The sequence below is a fragment of the Erysipelothrix sp. P66 genome, from assembly GCF_038682365.1.
GTDB classification, from domain to species: domain Bacteria; phylum Bacillota_I; class Bacilli_A; order Erysipelotrichales; family Erysipelotrichaceae; genus Erysipelothrix; species Erysipelothrix piscisicarius.
The window spans coordinates 553,128-574,781 of the sequence record NZ_CP152290.1; the positions used below are offsets into that span (position 1 = coordinate 553,128).

Consider the following 21,654-nt stretch of genomic DNA (forward strand, 5'->3'; position numbering starts at 1 on the left):
GGCTATGAAAAATTTAGTAATTGTTGAGTCACCTTCAAAATCTAAAACAATTGAGAAGTATCTTGGTGAGGATTTTGAGGTTGTTTCTTCAAAAGGTCATATACGAGATTTAGCGACGACCGGTAAAGGCGGTCTGGGTGTTGATTTTGATAATGACTTTGAAGCAACTTATAAAATAAGTAAAGATAAGAAAGATGTTGTAAAAGAATTAAAAGCAAAAGCGAAGAAAGCGGATGCTGTTTATCTTGCAACTGACCCCGACCGTGAGGGAGAGGCAATTTCTTGGCATCTTGCGAATGAACTAGGCGTTGATCTCGATCAAGATAATCGTGTTGTTTTTAACGAGATTACAAAAGATGCTGTTTTAAGTGCATTTGAATCACCACGTCATATTGATATGAATTTGGTAAAATCACAGGAAACACGACGCATACTTGACCGAATTATTGGTTTTAAACTTTCAAAATTATTGCAAGCTAAAATTAAAAGTAAAAGCGCAGGCCGAGTGCAATCAGTTGCGTTAAAACTAATTGTAGATCGCGAAAAAGAGATTGATGCATTTACACCAGAAGAATACTGGTCTGTTCTCGCATTTTTTGAAAATGAGGGAAATATCATTGAGACAAGTGCAGAACGTTATAAAGGGAAGAAACTAAAACTTACGAATGAAGCAGAAGCACAAGCAGTATTGGATGCCTCACAAGGACCTTTTAAAATTACAAAGCTTGAGAAGAAGAAACGTAAGAAAGAATCAAAACTTCCTTTCATTACATCGACACTTCAACAAGAAGCATCGACACGTCTCGGTTTTCCTGCAAAGAAAACCATGCGTGTCGCTCAAAAGCTTTATGAAGGAATTCAGATGGGTGCAGATACAGAAGGTTTGATTACCTATATGCGTACGGATTCTACACGTCTTAGCAATGTGTTTGTGGATGACGCAAAGGCATTTATTGTAGAAGAATATGGTAAAGAATATTTAGGTAAATACCGTCAAGGTAAGAAAACTGAAAATACTCAGGATGCTCACGAGGCAATCCGACCAACAAGTATTTCGCGTCGCCCCGAAGCTGTGAAATCTTACCTGACCCCTGATGAATATAAATTATATCGTTTTATTTATTACCGAACACTTGCATCGCTTATGGCACCATCCATTTCCGATTCAGTAAGTGTTGTTTTCAGTCAAAATGATTATGATTTTAATGGTAGTGGATCGATTATGACATTTGACGGTTACTTAAGAGTATATGAATACGAAAAGACAACCGATAAGGTCATGGGTGAGTTGGATGAAGCAAAAGCTTATAATGCACAAAAAATTGAAAAGAACCAACACTTTACACAACCACCTGCACGCTATACAGAAGCGCGCTTGATCAAAGAATTGGAAGAATTGGGAATTGGTCGTCCAAGTACCTATTCAATGATTTTGGAAACGATCGTTTACCGTGCATATGCAACATTTGGTGCAGTTTCGGAAACATCTAAAACTAAAGTCTTTAAACCTACTGACCAAGGAATTCTTACAAACGAAAAACTTCAAGAACATTTTTCGGATATTATCAACGTTCATTACACCGCAAATATGGAAGATGAGCTTGATCGTATTGCGGAAGGTGAAGAAAACAATGTTGAAGCACTGCAACGATTTGTCGATAAATTTTATCCATTGCTTGAAGAAGCTGATGAAAAAATGGAAAAAATCGAAGTTGAGAAAGTTGGAGAGGTTTGTCCCGACTGTGGCGGTGAACTTGTTTACCGATTTGGACGTTTTGGGAAATTTATTGCATGTGGTAACTTCCCTGAGTGTCGATACAATCGTGCGCTGGATCAAGATAAACGTCCAGAGCCTGAGAAAACGGGCGAAATGTGTCCGGATTGTGGTGAACCTTTAGTAAAACGCAAGAGCCGTTACGGAACGTTCTTTGTAGGATGTTCAGGATTCCCTAAATGTCGATACATTCAACCCAATGAAAATGCTAAGAAACCAAAGACGAAAAAGCCGAAAGAAGCGTCAACGGAGCATGAACCATTAGGTGAAGAAATTAAAGATTAAATAAACGCTGACATCGCTTTTAAAATTATGGTGCATTAAACACGTTTGAAGGTGATGCATCGCGTATAATTTGAAGTGTATGTCAGTTTTCTTTGGCATAAATTAAGATAAGGATGGTAATTATGAAACAACCTCAAGTTAGAGTTATAGGGGCAGGATTAGCAGGAAGTGAAGCTGCTTATCAACTTGCGAAACGTGGATTTATTGTAGAACTTGTTGAGATGCGTCCAGTTAAAATGACGCCAGCTCATGTTACAGAACATTTTGCGGAACTCGTATGTTCAAATTCATTTCGTTCGGATGATTTAAATAACGCTGTTGGACTACTAAAAGAAGAAATGCGTCGTTTTGATAGTATTATTATGAAATCAGCGGATGAACATCGTTTACCAGCCGGTAGTGCGCTAGCCGTTGACCGTGTTGGTTTTAGTGAAAAGGTATCAGAAAAAATTTCGAAAATGGACAATATTATCATTTCAAATCGTGAAATGACGGAACTGGATGATTTGCCAACGATTGTTGCGACAGGTCCCCTTACATCTGATAATTTTTCAAAGTACTTAATGAATTATCTTGGACAATCAGAGATGTATTTTTATGATGCGATTGCACCGATTGTTTCTGTGGATGGCATTAATTTTGATATTGCCTATCGTAAATCACGTTATGACAAGGGTGATGGTCAGGATTATATAAACTGTCCAATGGATCGTGATCAATTTGAAGCATTCCATCGTGCTATTTTAGAAGCGGAAGAAGCTCCAATGCGCGATTTTGAAGATGTCAAAGTTTTTGAAGGGTGTATGCCCGTTGAAGTTATGGCTCGCCGTGGTATCAAAACCATGCTATTTGGTCCGTTAAAACCTGTTGGTTTGGAAAAACCAGATGGTACGCGCCCTTATGCTGTCGTACAATTACGTCAAGATAATGCTGCTGGATCACTGTATAATCTCGTAGGATTCCAAACGCGATTAAAATGGGGAGATCAAAAACGGATTATTCAAATGATACCAGGATTGGAAAATGCTGAAATAGTTCGCTATGGTGTGATGCACCGTAATACCTTCATTAAATCACCATTACTTCTCAACCATCACTATCAATCAAAAACGCAACCAACGCTTTTCTTTGCGGGACAAGTGAGTGGCGTGGAAGGGTATGTTGAATCGGCGGCCAGTGGACTTGTAGCGGCACTTAATATGGCTCAATTCCTTAAACAAGAACCGTTGATTGACTTACCTCAAGAAACAGTCATGGGTTCGATGGCTTATTATGTTTCACATGCGAATCCCTCACAATTCCAACCGATGAATGCAAACTTTGGAATTGTAGGCAATCGTTTAAAAGATCGTGAAGCAATGTCGGTTCGCAGTCTTGCACATATCGATAAGCTCGTTTCACAGTTTGGTTAAGACACTTCGGTGTCTTTTTTTCTTGAGATTAGCGTATAATAAAAAAAAGAGGTGATTGAATGAAGACTGAAGATATTGTAATCGATTTTATGCGTCATATTGCGATAACCAATACGTCATCCGAGCATACAAATCTTGCATATGAACGTGATATTCGGCAATTTCTTGATTTTATTGAAGACATACCGTTAAAAGATGTAGGGCGCTCGACAGCATACGATTACTTAAATATGCTTTATGATTCAAAACTGTCAAGTGCAAGTGTTGCACGTAAAATATCGACATTACGATCTTTCTATAAATTTCTGCAGGTCAATTACGGACTTGCAGACAATCCGTTTCAACAAATTAAGATTAAACGACAAGGAAGACATCTTCCCCATTTTCTCATGTACGATGAAATTGAAACACTACTCCTAAGTTGTGATAATTCTGTATTAGGTGTGCGAAATCAGGTGATGATTGAATTGATGTACGCATGTGGTTTGCGGGTAAGTGAAGTTGTTGATTTACAGATTCATGATTTAGATCTCACAGAACGATCGTTACGGGTAGTTGGTAAAGGAAATAAAGAACGTCAACTTTTTTTCTATGAATCATTGGTTCCTAAGCTTTGGTCGTATCTCAATGTATATCGGCCTCAAATTGCCAATAGTTCAAGATCACATGCTGTTTTTTTAAATCAAAGAGGAAATCCACTTACGTCACGCGGAATACAACACATTCTAGAGCACCAAGGTAAGACCGCAGGACTTCGGATGAAGTTGCATCCACATATGTTGCGACATAGCTTTGCGACGCATTTATTGGACAATGGTGCGAGTTTACGTGTTGTTCAAACGCTTTTGGGTCATGAATCTCTGAGTACAACGCAGATTTATACGCACGTTAGTATGCAAAAAATTAAAGAAGTCTATGAGGATGCGATTGAAAAAATACCAGTCACATAATCTTACATACTTCTGGTATATTTCTTACATATTATTTGTGTATGATTCAAGTGTAAGAAGAAATTCTTACACGTATGATTCCTCTTCTCCTTTATTCATATCCCCTTATGAATAACCAAAAATCATACATAATCTTTCCCCTTATAAATAAATAGAAAAAAAGAGAAGCTGATAATAGAGCTTTTCTTTTTTTGTGTATAAGAATCTTATTGGTCTAAAATAAATAAATCTTGACTTGTTATGCTATTAAGGATATAAAGAGTATGTTATTTTAGTTTTACAATTATACAGGTTATACAAAATTAAGGTTGATTTTATAAAAAAACGAATCATCGAAAACATGAACGGTTTCGTTTGACATTCCAGTTTGTAATCTATATAATTAAGTAGCGTTAAAGAGTAGGGTGAGAGTATGAAATTTTATAGAGCTGATTTAGATCGGTTAAAATCACCACGTTTAGAAATAGACGAGGAAATTATCATCGATCAAGATCTCTTGAAAGGTTTTTCTCTATGTACTGCTTTACGTGAGATCTTCGCAGTAGGTCATGGTTATTATGACGAACACACTTCTAAATTAATTACCGATCTGACAATAGAAGGTATTATGACAGTACCCTGCGCCATTACACTTGAACCATTTGATATCGAATTTTCGATTCCAGTTGGTGATGTGTTTAGTTTCGAGAAACTCGAAGATGACGAAGTAGGTATTGAAATTGAAGGTGAAGAGCTTGATCTTGATCCATATATCGTGGATTCTATCTTAGCTGCAGTTCCCCTAAAGGCAATCCATCCGGATCTTAAGGAATATCCAGAGGGAGATGGCTGGCAGGTTATGACTGAAGAAGATTATACAAAAGAGAAGAGTCAAGAGATTGATCCTAGACTTGCAAAACTAAAAGACTTTAAGTTTGATTAAATGGAGGTGAGACGATGGCAGTTCCAAAAAGACGCACATCTAAAGCAAGAAAAAACAAACGTCGTACACATTACAAATTACCTAATGTGACATTAGCTAAAGATCCTCAAACTGGGGAGTGGAAATTACCACACCGTGCAAATCGCGACGAGGTTAAATAATATAATTAAGTCTTGGATATCCAAGATTTTTTTATGTGAAAATATGGGAAAATTTGGGAAAGTGAGTGTTTAGTATGAATCGTAAATCAGTCGTTTTCGGTCCATTGGCAGTATTTTTTTCATTCGCATGCTTAGCATGCGTTTTAGTATTTACGAAGTATATGCCGATACGGAACCGTCTTATAATATTAGTTGTGGCGGTTATCGTTGCAATGGTGGTCATGATTGTGACCAAACGACCATTTTGGCGTTATTTAATTGCGATTTGTATCCTGATAACCAGTGTATTTGTATTTAGTTCTCAACGATTTGTCGATCAAATGGCGGATACTAAAGAATACGAACTCATTAAGTATGATTTATTGCGAATGAAAGATCATGAATTCGCGAATAATCCGATTATTGGACTCTATGGTGTAAAAGAAAATCATCTTGAGGCCATTTCTGATGACCTTAAAAATGAGATTGGAACCGATCGATTTAAGAAATTCTCGGATATAGATGAAGTTGTTTCTTCGTTTTATGATCAAGAGATTGATGGGCTTTTTGTAAACAAAGCAATGCTTGCGAACTTATCCTTTCTGTATCCCGACTTTTTAAAAGATACGATTTTAGTCAATAGCTATGAATACCGTCTAAGCCGTGATTCTATTGTGAAACATGTGGATGTTTTAAAAGAACCGTTTACCATTTATCTAAGTGGTATTGATGTATATGGAGATGTTGTTACACGATCACGAAGTGATATGAACCTTCTGTTATCTGTGAATCCTAATACCAACGAAGTCTTAACGGTCTCTGTCCCGCGTGATACATATGCTCCGTTGGGGTGTGAAAATGGTGAAATGGATAAGTTGACACATGCAGGTCTTTATGGCGTTACTTGTTCCGTTAAGACGCTTGAAAAGCTATTTAATATTGATATTAACTATTATATTCGTGTTAACTTCACAGGCTTGGTTCAGATAGTTGATACCTTAGAAGGTGTGGATGTTCTCTCTCATTATGATTTTATCACTGAGAATGGGGATGTGTTTATGAAAGGCATGAATCATGTTGATGGTGAAAAGGCTCTGGCTTTTGCGCGTGAGCGAGACCATGTAGAATATGGTGATGTTGCCCGTGGTTTACACCATCAAGAATTGGTCAAGGCAATCTTTGAAAAAGCTACACAAACTGAAAACCTGATCAAGGCACCACAATTAACAGGGCTTGTAAGCCGAGTTGTTGATACTAATCTGGATGATGGTAGTATCTCTAAATTGATTTCTAAACAAATTGAAACCAGTGATCGTTGGCATTTTGAAGAAGATTATCTTCGCGGTACCGGTGATATGCAACCAACCTACAGCCAAGATGGTCGTTATAAATATTATGTATATTGGCCTTCAGAAGAAAGTGTTGCATCGATACAAAAACAAATTAGCGATTTAATCGTCGCAAATAAGGAGGGGTCGTAGTGGACGATACCACAGCGAATTCAGTTTTATTTTTAAATGCTTTTGTACAAATTGAAATGTATTTGCGAAATTTATTAAATAATCCCAGTGTTGGTTTTGTGCAAATGGTTCATATGGGTGCGCGAAAAGATGAAGTTATTCGTCATTTTCAAACAGATTTAGTGGAGTATGCTCAATTGCGTAATGCGATTGTTCATAATCGTGGTGGTAATGAAGAAGCGATTGCAGAACCGCATGACTCAGTTGTTACGCATATTCAAACAATTGTCTCGAAAATTTATAATCGTAAAACAGTGATGGACTTAGTGCATGACAAACCATTCAGTGTCCCTTCGGATACGTTATTGCTCGATATGGTGAAGCAACAAAACCATCAACATTACTCGGCAATTCCGGTGTATAATAAACATGTTTATGTTGGAGTGGTGCATCCGCGATTATACCAAAGACTGATGGAGGATGCGTCACGTACGTCTTATGATTTAGCGATGATGCGTGTTGAGGACTTACTCAAATATTATCAACCAGATGATCGAGTTGTTTTTGTACCCTTGACCATGTCGATTCCTGAATTGTTGGAGGTCTATGAGACAAATCACAATCGTGGAAAAAGTGTCATTGCAATTATTGTGACAGAAACAGGAAAACAAAATGAAAAACCGCTCGGAATTTTTACCGTTGCGGATTTACCAAATCTTATACGTGAACTTGAATAATTGAACAGTAACGTGTATATTTATCATTGGTAACACTATATAAAAGGAGTTCTTATGGCAGATTATTTTGTGATGAAAAATGCGTCGTTAAAACGCTATAATACAATGAGGTTAGATGTAACAGCGGATACGGTGATAATTCCTCATACTGTTGATGGATTAGTGGAAGCATTACGCGATCATACAGGGAAACGCATTGTTCTTGTTGGAAATGGATCAAACATGATTTTTTCTCAAGAGCATTATGATGATAATACCGTATTTATTATCACAATTTTATTAAATGATTTGGAAATTGTTGATAATGAGATTGTTGCAGAATCAGGGGTTCGTTTAAATCGTCTTGCTTGGTTTGCGTGTGAGCAATCTTTGGGTGATATGGAATTCTGTGAAGATATTCCTGGAACTGTTGGTGGTGCATTAATTATGAATGCAGGTCAATGGCAATATGCGATTGGGCAATTTGTAAATTGGATTGAAGTGTTTAATTATGAAACACAAGAAGTTGAACGTCTTGTTCCCGATGAAGCATTTTTCGGTTACCGTTATTCACGTTTGAATGACCTGCCGGTTTATGTTTTACGAAGTGGATTAAAAACAATTGAAGGCGATTATAATCAAGCGTTGGAAAAAATGCTTTACTATCGCCATGAGCGTTATGTGAAACAACCACGTAATTATGCGAATGCAGGAAGTGTGTTTAAGCGACCAAAAGATAAAAACGGTGAATCACTCTTTGTTTGGAAACTTTTTGATGGTGTTGATCTTCGTGGATTCCGTGTGGGTGATGCGATGGTATCTGAGAAGCATCCTGGATTTATTGTGAATGTGGGTCAAGCATCCGTTGAAGATGTTCAAGCTGTGATTCAAGAATGTAAGAAACGTGTTAAAGATGAATACGATGTTGAGTTAGAACTAGAATGGCGTGTAATCTAACATGAAAAAAACGACGATTATTGTAATGTTTATCGGTGTCCTGTCTAAAGTCTTAGGCTTTATCCGTGATATTACCTTATCTTCAATGTTTGGTATGGGGGCCATCACCGATGCATTTAATGCTTCGGTAGCAATCCCTACGGTTGTGTTGTCAGTGATTGGTTCGGCTTTGATTACCGGGGTAATTCCAATGCTGACAAAGATTTCTCATGAAGACAAAAAACGTGGTGATCGATTTGCAAGTAATGTTCTTAACATTATGATTGTGTTTTCTTTAGTGTTATCGCTTTTTATGTTTTTAGTTCCGGAAGTTGTTCTAAAAATAGTAGCGGGTGGATTTAAAGGTGAAACATTGGCGTATGCGGTTGTTTTCGTCCGAACGTTATCCCTCGGTGTTTTCTCAGTAGCGGTGATGCAACTGGGAACAGGATATCTTAATGTAAAAGGAAATTTTATCGTTCCCGCAATGGTAACAATTCCAATGAATCTTATTGTAATTGCAGGGATTGCCATTAGTAGTAAAGCAGGGAATCCTTACATTCTTGGTTATGCGCAACTTATTGCGCTGATTGTGCAAGCAGTAATCATTTTATTCTTTATGTGGCGTAGTGGTTTTGTATATCATGCTGTTATTGATTTAAAAGATGACGATTTACGTTCAATGGTTGCTTTAGCGTTGCCATTGGTACTATCTTCATTTCTAGGTCAATTTAATGATATTGTAATGAAAAATTATGCGACCGTTTTACAAGGTGAGGGTGGTTATAGTTATATGACTTATGCCACGAAGCTTATTGGTTTTGTGCAAGGGATCTTTATTATCGCAATTCTCCAAGTAACCTACCCAACTATTGCAAAGAGTGTGGTTGAGAAGGATATGCGTAAGGTGAATGATTCGATCAACGATGCGGTGCTGATGATTGCATTGTTTGTATTGCCAGCGATGGTTGGATTTATAACCTTAGCACGTGGTATTGTGGAGTTTGTATTCTTGCGTGGTGCAGTAACACCTGCGGATATCTCTGTGATTGTTCCAATCTTTATTTGTGATACGATTGTTCTTTTTGCATATGCGATGCGGGAGTTAATGTTCCGAATCCATTATGCGTATCACGATATGAAGGGGCCGGTTCGCAATACCGTTCTTGTATCGGTACTGTTTGTTGTCGGAATGGTGTTGTTTAGTTTTATTTTCGGTAAATTTGGAATGCCTTTGGCTGGATTGTCCTTTGCGTACTCCTTGGCGGCATTGATTTCATGTGTTCCGTTATATAAGAGTATGAAGAAACATATACCGCGTTCGCGCTTGCGTTTTATCGCATTGGATTTCATCAAGATTACATTGGCAGCATTCATTATGGGTGTTGTGGTTGTACTCCTCAAAAATCCTGTTCAATACTTGATTCCGGGTAAATTGTCGACGATTGTCATCATCCTTGTAGCAGTATTGGCGTATATAATCGCAATCTTAGCCTTAAAAGTTCAATTTGTACGAAATTTAATCTTAAGTTTTCTGAAATAATCGTGAAATGATAAAAAAACGCTTTGGGAGTGGCTTATGTCACTCCTTTTTCTGTGGGTTGATTTCTTCCCATATATCAGGTGATATGATACAATAGTGGTACAAAGTGGTAAGAAGTGGAGGAAAGTGGGGACAATTCAATGTTTATTGGAGAATATCAGCACAATATCGATACCAAAGGAAGAATCATTGTTCCCGCTAAATTCCGTGAGGAGCTCGGCGAAGCAATGATTGTTACGCGTTGGCTCGATGGATGCCTCGCACTTTACACACTTGAACAATGGCAACAAGTCTATGAGAACTTAAAAAAGTTGCCATCAACGAAACGAGAAGTTCGTATGTATACACATATGATTATGTCCAAGGCCGCCGAATGTGATCTGGATTCGCAAGGTCGGATTCGTATCCCTGCACATTTAACACAAGAAGCAAAGTTAACAAAAAATTGTGTTGTAGTTGGGGTAAGCGATCATGTTGAGATTTGGGATCAAACACGATGGACTGAATACTGTGATGCAGCGAGCGAGAATTTTGAAGAAATAGCAGAATCGCTAACGGAGTTTTTCTAATGAAACATATATCAGTCATGCTTGATGAAACAATTGAATTATTAAATATAAATCCAGAAGGAATATATGTTGACGCAACATTAGGTGCCGGAGGTCATAGCTATGAAATTTGTAAGCAATTGACAACAGGAAGACTTATTGGGTTCGATAAAGATTTGGATGCGATTGAACGTACTTCCAAACGCCTCGAAGGTTTCGGTGATAAAGTCACGATGGTTCACGGGAGTTATACGCAACTTACGGATAAACTCAATGAGTTGGGTATTCACGAAGTGGATGGGGTTCTATTTGACTTAGGCGTCTCATCACCTCAGTTTGATGATGCAGATCGTGGATTCAGTTATCGTTTTGATAGCAGGTTGGATATGCGTATGGATCAAACCCAAGCGCTCAGTGCTTATGAAGTTGTGAATGAATATGATGAAGAAAAATTGGTACAGATACTGAAAGACAATTCGGATGAGCGGTATGCACGTCGTATTGTTAAACAGATAATTGAAAATAGACCCGTGGAAACAACATTTGAACTCGTTGAGCTGATCAAACGTGCATATCCAGGAAAAGAACTTAAAAAGGGACATCCGGCTAAGAAAACATTTCAAGCTTTGCGTATCGAAGTTAATAATGAGTTTGAAGAAGTTAAGGATGCAGTTGAACAAGCGGTTCATGTTATTAAGCCAGGTGGCCGTGTTGTTGTTATCACATTCCATTCTATCGAAGATAGAATTGTTAAACGAATCTTCAGTAACTACGGTAAACCCAAAAAGGTTGATCCAAAACTACCAATCATTGAAGAACAAGTACTTAATTATAAATTGGTTTCAAAGGCACTCAAGGCCTCTGCAGAAGAATTAGAGTTTAATAATCGCGCACATAGTGCAATCTTAAGAGGGATCGAAAGGGTGAAATAATTATGGCAAAACACGTAATTAAAAGAAAAAAGAAAACAATTCGTTGGAGTGGACTTGTTGGTTTTGTATTCACGATAGCATTATTATTTTCATTTGTTACGCAAATTTTTGTTCGTTCTGAAAATGCACGTCTTGCACGAGAAATTCAAGTTGTTAAACAACAACAAGCAGATATTAATGTCAATAATGAAAAGCTAACAGCTGAGATTCAAGATTTAAGTGATTCAAACCGCGTGGTGTCAATCGCAACGGAAGCTGGATTAGATAACACACATAATGTTGTAACCGTAAAGCATGGTGATTAGATTTGGAAAAGAAGAAGTTACGAAAAAGTGCAAACTATAAAGTTTTAATTGTATCAATCACAATGGCGCTCCTCTTTGTTGTAGTGGGTGCCAATGTTTTTGTTGTATCCGTACTGGGTTATCATTTAAACTCGGGTACGGATTTTCGTGATGACATCAATGGAATCCATACAGTAGAACGTAAAATTCCTGCGAATCGTGGTAAAATTGTTGATCGAAATGATACGGTAATCGCACAAGATCTTGTTGCCTATACGTTACAAGCAAGTCTTGACGAATCACGGATGCATTCGGATAAAACGCCTGCACATATTGATGACAAAGAAAAGGCAGCACAGGTTATTAGCGAGGTTATTGGAACGCCATATGATAAAGTTATGGAAATTATTAGTCAAGATGCGCTTCAAGTAGAGTTTGGATATGCCGGTAAGTATTTAAGCTTAGATCAAAAAACAGAGCTTGAAAACTCGGGAATTCCGGGATTGATGTTTGAAAAAATTATTACCCGGAATTATCCTTTAAAAGTTTTTGCATCGAAGTTGATTGGTTACTCACAATATGATGAATTGGAAGAGGGGCAAGTTGGTCAGATGGGACTCGAAAGTGCCTATAATGATGTATTGGAAGGAACCAATGGATTTGAACAATACACCCATGATCGTGATAATTTTAGACTTCGTTTCGATGATGGACAGCGGAAAGATCCAATTAATGGTAATGATGTAAAGTTAACCCTTGATCGTGGGATTCAAGATTCATTAGAACGTGCACTGCTTGGCATCACCCAAGATCCGGGTGTTAAGGCATCAGAAGCTTGGGGACTAGTTATGGAAGTTAAAACTGGAAAGATTTTAGCGTGGGGAGATGCACCAAGTTTTGATCCGAATGCGCCTGATTTCAGTAATGGTTTTACGAACCGTGTATCTCAAAGTACTTTTGAACCGGGTTCAACGATGAAAACATTCACCGTCGCTGCAGCCATTGAAGAAGGTGTCTGGAATAATGAGGAAACATTTGATTCCAATCCATTCCATGTTGGGGTTGAAAATAATAAAGCATACCGATTACCCTCTGAGGATGGCAGTGTTCATACCATTACCAATGCAGGGGGTCATACTTATGGTCAAATGCGATATGACTATGGGTATGCATTAAGTTCGAACGTTATGATCGCGGAATTACTTACGAATAAACTAGATCCAGAAGTGTTCCACGATTATTTATATAAACTTGGTTTTTATAAAAACGTAAATACGGATAAAATACCAGAAGAACAAGGCTATGATTTATGGCAAGAACCGCTAGAGAAAATCAGTAACGGTTTTGGTCAAGGGTCAAGTGCTTCGATCTTACAGCTTGCTCAAGCTTACACGTCTGTTTTAAATAAAGGTGTTATGGTTAAACCTTATTACATCGATGAAATTAAAAATTCACAGACTGGTGAAGTTATTTATAAAGGACAAACCCAAAATCTTGGTAAAGTCTTTTCTGAAGAAACCGCAAAAAAAGTTCAAGATTTAATGCGATATGTTGTAGATATTACGGGTTCAGGGTATCGTTTTAATATTCCCGAGACTAATGTGATTGCAAAGACAGGTACTGCGCAAACGGTTGTTGAAGGGGTACCGGGTTATTCCCCAACAATCTATAACTTTTCAAGTGCGGTAGCATTACCGTATGAAGATCCGGAAGTGCTTGTTTATACAGCCTATAAAGCGAATTATGGTCATGATGTTGATTATTCAGCGGTTTACATTCGTGATGTCCTTCATAAAATCGCTGCGACTTACGGTATGACCAACGAAGGTGGTAAGGAATCTATTTCTGAAATAACAGTTCAGGAACTTCAAAATTATATTAATTCACCGGTTCCTAAAGCGAAAGAGTCACTTGAGTCTTTAGGTTACAAACCTGTTGTAATTGGTGATGGTGAAACGGTTATTAACCAGAAACCCGAAGTAAATCGTCAAGTTATCAATAATGAGCGGGTTTATCTCTATGCTGGCGATCATAATATGACCTTACCAGATTTTAAAGGGTGGACACGTAAAGAAGTACTCAGTTTTATGAGTATTTCGGGATTAAATGCGGAACTGTCGGGTTCGGGATATGTTACCGAACAGTCTATTCCGCCAGGAACAATTTTCACAAAAGAAGATACGGTTTCACTTAAACTGAATTAAGAATTTGTTATAATAAGTAAGATGTAAGGGAGAAAGATTATGATTGTAGGAATTATCGCGATGTTAACAGCATTTGCGCTCAGTGTTGTTGCTTATCCAAGATTTATTAAATATCTTCAAACAAGCAATATGGAACAAAAAGTCAGTGAATACGCATTAGAAGAATTTAAAAACAAACAAAAAACACCAACTTTTGGAGGCTTTATTTTTGTTGTTGTTTCGGTTTTAGTTGCTCTTGTTTTTAACGGATTTAATTTCAATGGCTCGGTTCTTTTACTTATCGGTGTGTACGCAATGTATGCACTGATTGGTCTCATTGATGATTATAAAATTGTGAAAGAAGGCAAAAACGACGGTCTTTCACCAAAAGTTAAAATGTTTTCACAGTTGTTATTGGCTGTTTTATTTTATGTTATCTATATAAAAATGGGTGGTGATAACAAACTCGCACTTCCATTTATGAAAGAACCCATTGATCTGGGTTGGTTCTATTTACCACTGTTAATGTTTATTTTTGCGGGTGCTTCAAATGCCGTAAACCTAACTGATGGGATGGATGGATTAGCGGGCGGTACAAGTGTTATTGCGTTTGCAGCATTTGCTTTTGTTGCATACACCTTGAACCGCATGGATGTATTTATGGTTCTTTTAGCGGTTATCGGTGGTCTTCTTGGATTTTTGGTTTATAATCGCAAGCCTGCCAAGATTATCATGGGTGATGTCGGATCGCTTGCTTTAGGGGCTTTATTTGCTGGGGTATCGGTATTGCTCAATAAAGAAATTCTTTTAGCGATTGTTGGAGGCGTTTTTGTCTTTGAAACACTCTGTGTTATTATTCAACGGACGTCTTGGAAATTAAGACATAAAAAAGTATTTAAATATACGCCGATTCATTACAGTTTTACACTCAATGGATGGAAAGAGGAAAATGTCGTCAATTTCTTCTATGCACTTGGTGTAGCGTTTGCCATCATTGGTTTAGCCTTAAACGCGATTGCATAATATGAATGCGTTAATTATTGGAGGAGCACGTTCAGGGATTGGATGTGCTCGTCTTCTCAATAAAGAAGGTTTTGAAGTAATTTTGACGACAAATCAAGACTTTCCGGAGCGTCATGAACTTGAAGCTTTGGGGATCAAAGTTTCTTTAGATGATAAAGATCTGCGTCTTGTTGCACCTTACGATTATGTAATTAAAAATCCTGGGATTCCAAATGATCATCCACTTGTATCCCAATTTTCACGTACCTATAATGAAATCGAAATTGCATCACGGTATGCGAAAAACGCAATGTTTTATGCGATATCGGGGACCAATGGTAAAACAACCACAACTACATGTCTTCATGAAATGTTATTAAAGAAAGATTCGAACGCATTGCTTGCAGGGAATGTGGGATATGCATTGAGTGAAGCGGTTTATCGCGATGGAGATGTTGTTCGTGATGTCGCCTTAGAAATATCGGCTTTCCAAATGGAAGGAACACCGACCTTTTCACCGGAAGTTTATGCGCTTATGAATTTAAGTCCCGATCATATGGATCGTTACGACCAGGTTGATGACTATTACAAGGCAAAGCTAAATATCCTACCCAACGTTAAAACATTTATTCGTAACTGTGATGATGAAAACATTATGCGCTTAACACGCGATTATCAAGGAACGGTTTATAATTTATCAATTACTCACGATGCCGATATATGTGTCCGTCAAGGTTGGGTATATTTCCTGGACCAAGCATTGTTCGAGGTTGCGTCTTTAAAATTAGTGGGGGCGCATAATTTAATGAATGCGGCTTTTGCGGCGAGCCTTGCTTTTCTAGCGGGTGTTGATCTTCAAGCCATTCAAAATGTGATTCAAACATTTAGTGGTGTGGAACACCGTATTGAATTTGTGGATGAAGTGGATGGGGTTCGTTATTATAATGATTCAAAAGCAACCAATCCAGAGTCTACAGAGGTATGTCTTCAAGCCTTTGAAAAACCCATTATCTTATTAGCGGGTGGTTTTGATAAGCATATTTCATTTGATCTCCTTAAACCTTATGAATCACGCATTAAGACCTTGTATGTATTTGGTGAGAGTGCTGATCAAATTTGTGAAGTATTTCCGTTTGCCATCAAAGTCGATTCGATGAAAACAGCGTTTATAGAGGCGAAATCGCATGCAATTCCTGGCGATATCATTGTATTGTCTCCTGCATGTGCAAGTTATGACCAATTTGAAAATTTTGAAATTCGTGGTAACATATTTAAAGAATACGTTAAAACTCTCTAGTTAGAGTTTTTTCTTTTGTGTTTTTCGTGTATCATATACGTGATGAGGCGAGGTGAATGTATGAAAGATGATAATACACAACAATTTAAATTGTTACTAACATTAAGGCTTCGTCAAATACATAATAATGGATTAGAAGGCGTTTCATATGATGATTTGTACCGCATGTTTACAACCTATGTATGGCGTCATAAAGAGCCATCTCGGTTAAGTGAATTAGCCGATGATATTTTTAAAACGACGGATGAAGATGTTGTAAGGTGGCTTGCGACGGAATCTAAAATCAATGGGTTAAAATCATCTCTTGAAGACTATCAGAATTTATTTGAGGATGAGGAGATTCAATGAAAACAAAAGCTGAGTTAAGAGTTTCGTTTATTGTAATCATTGTTACTGTTTTGGTAGGTTTTTTGACGCTTACGACGGTTGGGAGATTAAATACGGGTTTGGGCTTTGGTCACGATGTTCGTCTAATCGTTGAAACAAAAGATCGTACGGGCTTAAACAACTTTCTTTCAAACCAAACACGCAATAATCGTGAATGGCGTAAACGTGTGATTGATTCAAATCACTATGCGTTATCCTTTTCAGGTGTCGAAAATATAACCGACCTTGTTAATAGTATTGATGCTCATGTATCAGATTTAGTGGTTTGGAATACAGGAACATTTGGATCGGTTACAAAATTGATGAGTACTCAGAGCTTTATTAGTTTGTATCTGGTTTTATTTATGGCCTTAACGGTCGGTTATTTTTGTTTTAGGTTTCGGTTTTTTGGATGGATTGCAGGGATGGAAATCGTAATTGGTGTGATGTTATCCCTGCTTTTAGTTTCGTTATTTGGTTATCCGTTTACAAAATCGCTCTGGTATTCAGTCTTGATTTCTTTTATGATGCTTGTTTACCAAAAACAGATGTATTTAGTGGACTCTGAAGGCTTAACCTTGCATGAGGTTGTGGAGTCGCGTCAAGATATCCGTAAGCGACACATTCGTGTATCGTTGCTTCATTCCGCATTTTATTTGATTTTTGGTTTTGTTGCGGTCGTTTTGAATCGATATGGGCTTGTTCGTACCGGCTGGTACATGATTTTCTTAGGCTATATTGTTTTAATACAATTCCTATTATTTAATTTTGTATTTGAACGATTCCTATTAAAAATTCCAAAATCATCGAGTTTTATCCATTTTCAAAATGTTAATGTTTTAAAAATAACCCAACCTACCCATGCGTTATTTAAAAACACTGTGTCAGTTATGCTTGCAGTCTTGCTATTAAGTACCCTGTTTGCGATCCCCAAGGGGATTGATTTACACAAGGGTTGGGATTTTGCAAATCAAAATGTATTAATTATGAATGATGCGCGATCAACGGCATACCTTGAACTTCAAGCGACGCTTTATGAAGTGGGAATTTTTGATAATCAATTAAGCTATGAGGTAACCGAACAGGGCGACACATGGATTCATTTTGATGAAAATGTCACGTCCAAACAATTGGGTGCTGCTGCGCGTGGGGTTAAGACGAAATTTAATGTTAAGGGAACTTATTACGATACCCATGAGAATCTATTTCCTCTTGAAGATGTCGATTTCTATCTAACCTTAGGTGTGTTTATTCTTGCATCATGGATTATGGTAAGTTGTATTTTTGGATTTAAACGGAGTATCTTGATTCCAATTTTAAGTGTGTTGTCCTCAATGCTCTTTGTCTTCTTAACGATGGTTTATCATATTAAGTGGAGTCGAGAGACGGTTTACATTGTCTGGACGATTCCATTAATCATTGGATGTTATTACAGTTCTCAATATTCCTTAAATCGATTTTTTAATTTAGATTTGTTTGAATCGGAGTTTATGGACTCATTGATGCTTAATCTCATTTTATTTGCGATTATTTCAACACCGATTCTAATTATTATTCCGGTTCCAATAACGGTTGAAATGATTGCGATTTTAATGATGATGGTTTTTGCGATTTATTTAGCTTTAATCATCCTCTATTGTATTGCTTGGTTAATTAAAAGGTGGGTACACAAACGTGAACGATATGACTAACGCTTTATCACCCCTTGTACAAGAAACGCTTAAAACGATGAACTTAACGGACTCTCAATTACAGGAATTATTCAATCCAACAGACCGTATTGTTTCCAATAAGGCCATCGATTCCATCATTGATTTCTATCAACGTGCTACTAAACTCATTGTTTGTGGCGATTATGACTGTGATGGTGTTTCTTCAACAAGTATTGCGGTGCTTTTAGCAAAAAAATGTAATCTTGAAGTCGGTTATTATATTCCAAATCGACTTAAAGAAGGATACGGGGTCTCAAAGGAGACCATAACCATGGCTCACAAACGGGGCTATAAGGATGTCTTAATTATCGATAACGGGGTTAAGGCTCATGAAGAGATTGCGTATGCGCAAGCGTTAGGAATGCGTGTTGCGGTGGTTGATCATCATATCATTGATGAACCCGTCACCGCTGATGCATTTTTACATCCCGACGTATGCGGTCCGTATGAAGCATCAATGTGTGCCAGTGGACTCATATATTGTGTTGCGGAACGCATGGGTTTAAGTGATTCATACATGCTTGCCTTGGCATGCACTGCTACGGTTGCGGATGTAATGCCGCTTTGGGGTAAAAATCGTGAGCTTGTTCGTAACGGAATTCAGGCATTGAATCAAAATCAATTCTTGCAATTTGATGCGTTAGTTAAACGAAATCGCTTTACGCATTACTCCGCAAAACTGTTGTCATTTCAAGCAATTCCAAAAATCAATACGGTTGGACGCTTGGGTGATCTTGCGAATGTGAATACCTTAGTCCAATACTTTACAACACCGGATGAATCGGTAATTACGTCATATGCCAAACAATTATTCAAACTTAATGATTACCGTAAAGAACAAGGAAAAGCATTGAAAGAAGTAGCCATGGCTCAGGTTAATGATGATCCCATTCAAATTATTGTTGATAAGCGATTCCATGAAGGGTTGCTCGGTATTGTTGCGAACCAAGTTGCACAAGAAACCATGAAACCAACTGTTGTTCTTACGGAATATGATAATGTCTTAAAAGGAAGTGCTCGAAGCATGACGTTCTCACTTCAAGATATTTTTACTGAAGTTCATTCAGATTACTTTGTGGCCATGGGTGGCCATGATTTCGCATACGGCATGACTTTAAACAAAGCAACCTTTGATGCTTTTAGAGCAGATGTTAATCAGGTTGTATCCGATTTTGGAGCGTTTGAAGGACGTCATGAGACCGTGCTTTCCATTGATCCGGCTTGGATCACTCAAACAGCCTTGGATGAGTTACGCCATCTAGAACCCTTTGGTGAGGGTTTTAAATTGCCGTTAATGCGCATTGATATCCCACGTGATTTTCAATTATACAATCTTAATGGATATGGATTTAAATATGCATTTAATGGGTTTCCATTTGATGAAGCGGTATTTTTTACCCAACAATATCAAAAATATCAATTGCAAGCTGCACGCAGTTTAATTGGAACATTAGATTTAGACAGTCGTTCAAAAAATGTATTGTTCGTAGAAGATTTTGAATAACTTATGATATGATAGAAATATTGATGAGGAGGCATGTTATGTTTAAAACATTTTTAGCCACAGTATTACTTCTGAGTGGTATTGGGCCAAATCCACAAATTAATAAGCAACCCATTGCGGATAAGATTCCTCCTGCTACGCATCGTGTTGCGGTATCGCAAGATGATACGGAAGTTGTTAAAGATCCAATAAAAATTAAACAAACCAAATATGATTTGTATGAAAATTCAAGCATGCAAATTGATTACACCTTAGAAGGGCTGAGCAAGCAAGCGACGGTATCCTTTAAAAGTGAAAATCCAGATATTGTAAGTGTGTCGGAAAAAGGCTTGCTTACAACGCTTTCAAAGGGATCGTCCATCATCACTATTGTTGCAGTGGATGGGGAACAAATTTATACGAAAGAAATCAGTGTTAAAGTAAATGTTTTGGATGGAACCATCAATTTTAAAAATGAAGACATTTATATTAACCGTGGATTTGAATATGAACTTGAATATACCTTAAGCAATGACGCCATGAAAGATAAAAGCATTATTTGGTCATCTGAGAATACGGCCGTTGCGGATGTTGTAAATGGCAAGGTAACCGCGAAATCTGCGGGGACGACAACGATAACTGCGCAGATTGGAACCATTACATCCAGTGTGAAAGTTACCGTAACCATTCCTTTACGTGATATTGAGTTTAATCCTTCAAATCTCACCATTGTTTTGGAAGATGAAGTCGCAATCCCTGATCTTATTTTTGTACCTTATGATACAACGACTTCACGCAATGCAAGTTATGTTTCGGAAGATAATGGTATTGTGGAAGTTATCGGAGATCATTTGGTTGCAAAGAAAATTGGTAAAACCAAAGTTACCGCAACAATTGGTGAACATCATGCTGAACTTGAGGTTACAGTTAAATCAAAGCAAACAGAATCCGGTGCCGATATTATCAAACTGAAGGTTGATAAAGAAGATGGCGATCGATTGGTTCTCGTTACAGATAATCTTAGTAAGGCAGATAATCAAAAATACGCGCTTACATTACCGGATGAAATCTTAACGAAGTTTATTGAAGCTCGTGATCATTCAGAAGTGATATTGGTTTTGGATGATGTGTTATTAGAAAAAGATATGGCAAACCTAGAGTCCTTTGTTGTTTCTGAAGCAGTCATGAGCGCCTTAACGGATAAAACATTATCCATTCATTTGGTTGATAAGCGTAACGTACCTCTAATCATCTATAATTTTCAAGGTGCCTATCCACATGATGTGGATTTACGATTTAAAATCATCCAAATCACAGAGCGTTCACCCTTGTATGAACAGTTATCAGGGCGGGCTTTTGAGTTGGTTTTTGCGAATCAATCACAATTTGGTGAAGGGACGACCGTAGAGTTGTCTGCGAAATTGATTGAGTCAACGTTCTCCCAGATGCATTTTATCTATGAACGTACTAACAAAAACGATCTTGAGTTTACCAATCAAGAAGTCTCTGTATCCAATGAAGATCGACTTAAATTTTCGGTAACCAATAATGACTATGTGATTACATTCAATAAGCTTGCGAAAACCGATGATCATTTTATCATTATCTCGTTACTCATTATTGTCCTAACAATAATTGGAGGAAGTGGTTTTTTCTATTTTAATAAGTACAAGAAAAAGAAGAAACTATGATATAATAAATAATGTACT

General features: G+C 37.5%; 19 protein-coding genes. All 19 read left to right on the plus strand.

Annotated elements, in window-relative coordinates; genetic code table 11:
- The first annotated feature begins 4 nt into the window (after positions 1–4).
- The 19 genes from topA (at position 5) to AAG186_RS02765 (ending at position 21,636) form a co-directional block, all read left to right on the plus strand.
- Complete coding sequence (gene topA / locus AAG186_RS02675) at positions 5–2,059, plus strand: type I DNA topoisomerase (RefSeq protein ID WP_161636649.1); 2,055 nt, start codon at positions 5–7, stop codon at positions 2,057–2,059.
- Positions 2,060–2,181: 122 nt separating this feature from the next.
- Positions 2,182–3,471, plus strand: coding sequence for a methylenetetrahydrofolate--tRNA-(uracil(54)-C(5))-methyltransferase (FADH(2)-oxidizing) TrmFO (gene trmFO, locus AAG186_RS02680; protein ID WP_161636648.1), 1,290 nt, complete (start codon positions 2,182–2,184; stop codon positions 3,469–3,471).
- Between the two features lie 59 nt (positions 3,472–3,530).
- Complete coding sequence (gene xerA / locus AAG186_RS02685) at positions 3,531–4,421, plus strand: site-specific tyrosine recombinase/integron integrase (RefSeq protein WP_342621937.1); 891 nt, start codon at positions 3,531–3,533, stop codon at positions 4,419–4,421.
- Positions 4,422–4,833: 412 nt separating this feature from the next.
- Positions 4,834–5,343 (plus strand): DUF177 domain-containing protein, encoded by a 510-nt coding sequence (locus tag AAG186_RS02690; RefSeq protein ID WP_018578853.1) that lies wholly within the window; start codon positions 4,834–4,836, stop codon positions 5,341–5,343.
- 14 nt (positions 5,344–5,357) lie between these two features.
- Positions 5,358–5,504: a 50S ribosomal protein L32 gene (gene rpmF, locus AAG186_RS02695; protein ID WP_003773155.1), complete on the plus strand. Its 147-nt coding sequence runs from the start codon at positions 5,358–5,360 to the stop codon at positions 5,502–5,504.
- A gap of 74 nt (positions 5,505–5,578) precedes the next feature.
- Positions 5,579–6,964 carry an LCP family protein gene (locus AAG186_RS02700; protein ID WP_342621938.1) on the plus strand — a complete coding sequence of 462 codons (1,386 nt, stop codon included), beginning with the start codon at positions 5,579–5,581 and terminating at the stop codon, positions 6,962–6,964.
- Positions 6,964–7,680, plus strand: a complete 717-nt coding sequence (locus AAG186_RS02705; protein ID WP_342621939.1) for a CBS domain-containing protein — start codon at positions 6,964–6,966, stop codon at positions 7,678–7,680. The genes AAG186_RS02700 and AAG186_RS02705 overlap by 1 nt, the downstream gene beginning before the upstream one ends.
- 54 nt (positions 7,681–7,734) lie before the next feature.
- On the plus strand, positions 7,735–8,616 hold the full coding sequence (murB, locus tag AAG186_RS02710) for a UDP-N-acetylmuramate dehydrogenase (protein ID WP_161636644.1): 882 nt from the start codon (positions 7,735–7,737) through the stop codon (positions 8,614–8,616).
- Position 8,617: 1 nt separating this feature from the next.
- Positions 8,618–10,138, plus strand: coding sequence for a murein biosynthesis integral membrane protein MurJ (gene murJ, locus AAG186_RS02715; RefSeq protein WP_161636643.1), 1,521 nt, complete (start codon positions 8,618–8,620; stop codon positions 10,136–10,138).
- A 140-nt stretch (positions 10,139–10,278) separates the two neighbouring features.
- On the plus strand, positions 10,279–10,707 hold the full coding sequence (gene mraZ / locus AAG186_RS02720) for a division/cell wall cluster transcriptional repressor MraZ (protein WP_181950055.1): 429 nt from the start codon (positions 10,279–10,281) through the stop codon (positions 10,705–10,707).
- A complete protein-coding gene (rsmH, locus tag AAG186_RS02725) occupies positions 10,707–11,618 on the plus strand; it encodes a 16S rRNA (cytosine(1402)-N(4))-methyltransferase RsmH (protein WP_161636642.1) in 912 nt (303 codons plus the stop codon). The genes mraZ and rsmH overlap by 1 nt, the downstream gene beginning before the upstream one ends.
- A 2-nt stretch (positions 11,619–11,620) precedes the next feature.
- Entirely contained in the window at positions 11,621–11,923 is a 303-nt protein-coding gene (locus AAG186_RS02730; protein ID WP_125164701.1) for a cell division protein FtsL, read from the plus strand.
- A 2-nt stretch (positions 11,924–11,925) separates the two neighbouring features.
- The gene (locus AAG186_RS02735; protein ID WP_161636641.1) at positions 11,926–14,106 is read left to right on the plus strand and encodes a penicillin-binding protein; all 2,181 of its coding nucleotides are present in this window, start codon (positions 11,926–11,928) and stop codon (positions 14,104–14,106) included.
- Between the two features lie 39 nt (positions 14,107–14,145).
- Entirely contained in the window at positions 14,146–15,108 is a 963-nt protein-coding gene (gene mraY / locus AAG186_RS02740) for a phospho-N-acetylmuramoyl-pentapeptide-transferase (RefSeq protein WP_125164699.1), read from the plus strand.
- Between the two features lies 1 nt (position 15,109).
- Positions 15,110–16,384 carry a UDP-N-acetylmuramoyl-L-alanine--D-glutamate ligase gene (murD, locus tag AAG186_RS02745; RefSeq protein ID WP_161636640.1) on the plus strand — a complete coding sequence of 425 codons (1,275 nt, stop codon included), beginning with the start codon at positions 15,110–15,112 and terminating at the stop codon, positions 16,382–16,384.
- 60 nt (positions 16,385–16,444) lie between these two features.
- Positions 16,445–16,732, plus strand: coding sequence for a post-transcriptional regulator (locus AAG186_RS02750; protein WP_161636639.1), 288 nt, complete (start codon positions 16,445–16,447; stop codon positions 16,730–16,732).
- Entirely contained in the window at positions 16,729–18,441 is a 1,713-nt protein-coding gene (locus AAG186_RS02755) for a hypothetical protein (protein ID WP_342621940.1), read from the plus strand. The genes AAG186_RS02750 and AAG186_RS02755 overlap by 4 nt, the downstream gene beginning before the upstream one ends.
- Complete coding sequence (locus tag AAG186_RS02760; protein WP_342621941.1) at positions 18,434–19,966, plus strand: DHH family phosphoesterase; 1,533 nt, start codon at positions 18,434–18,436, stop codon at positions 19,964–19,966. The genes AAG186_RS02755 and AAG186_RS02760 overlap by 8 nt, the downstream gene beginning before the upstream one ends.
- A gap of 38 nt (positions 19,967–20,004) precedes the next feature.
- Positions 20,005–21,636 carry an Ig-like domain-containing protein gene (locus AAG186_RS02765; protein ID WP_200542706.1) on the plus strand — a complete coding sequence of 544 codons (1,632 nt, stop codon included), beginning with the start codon at positions 20,005–20,007 and terminating at the stop codon, positions 21,634–21,636.
- Positions 21,637–21,654: the final 18 nt, after the last annotated feature.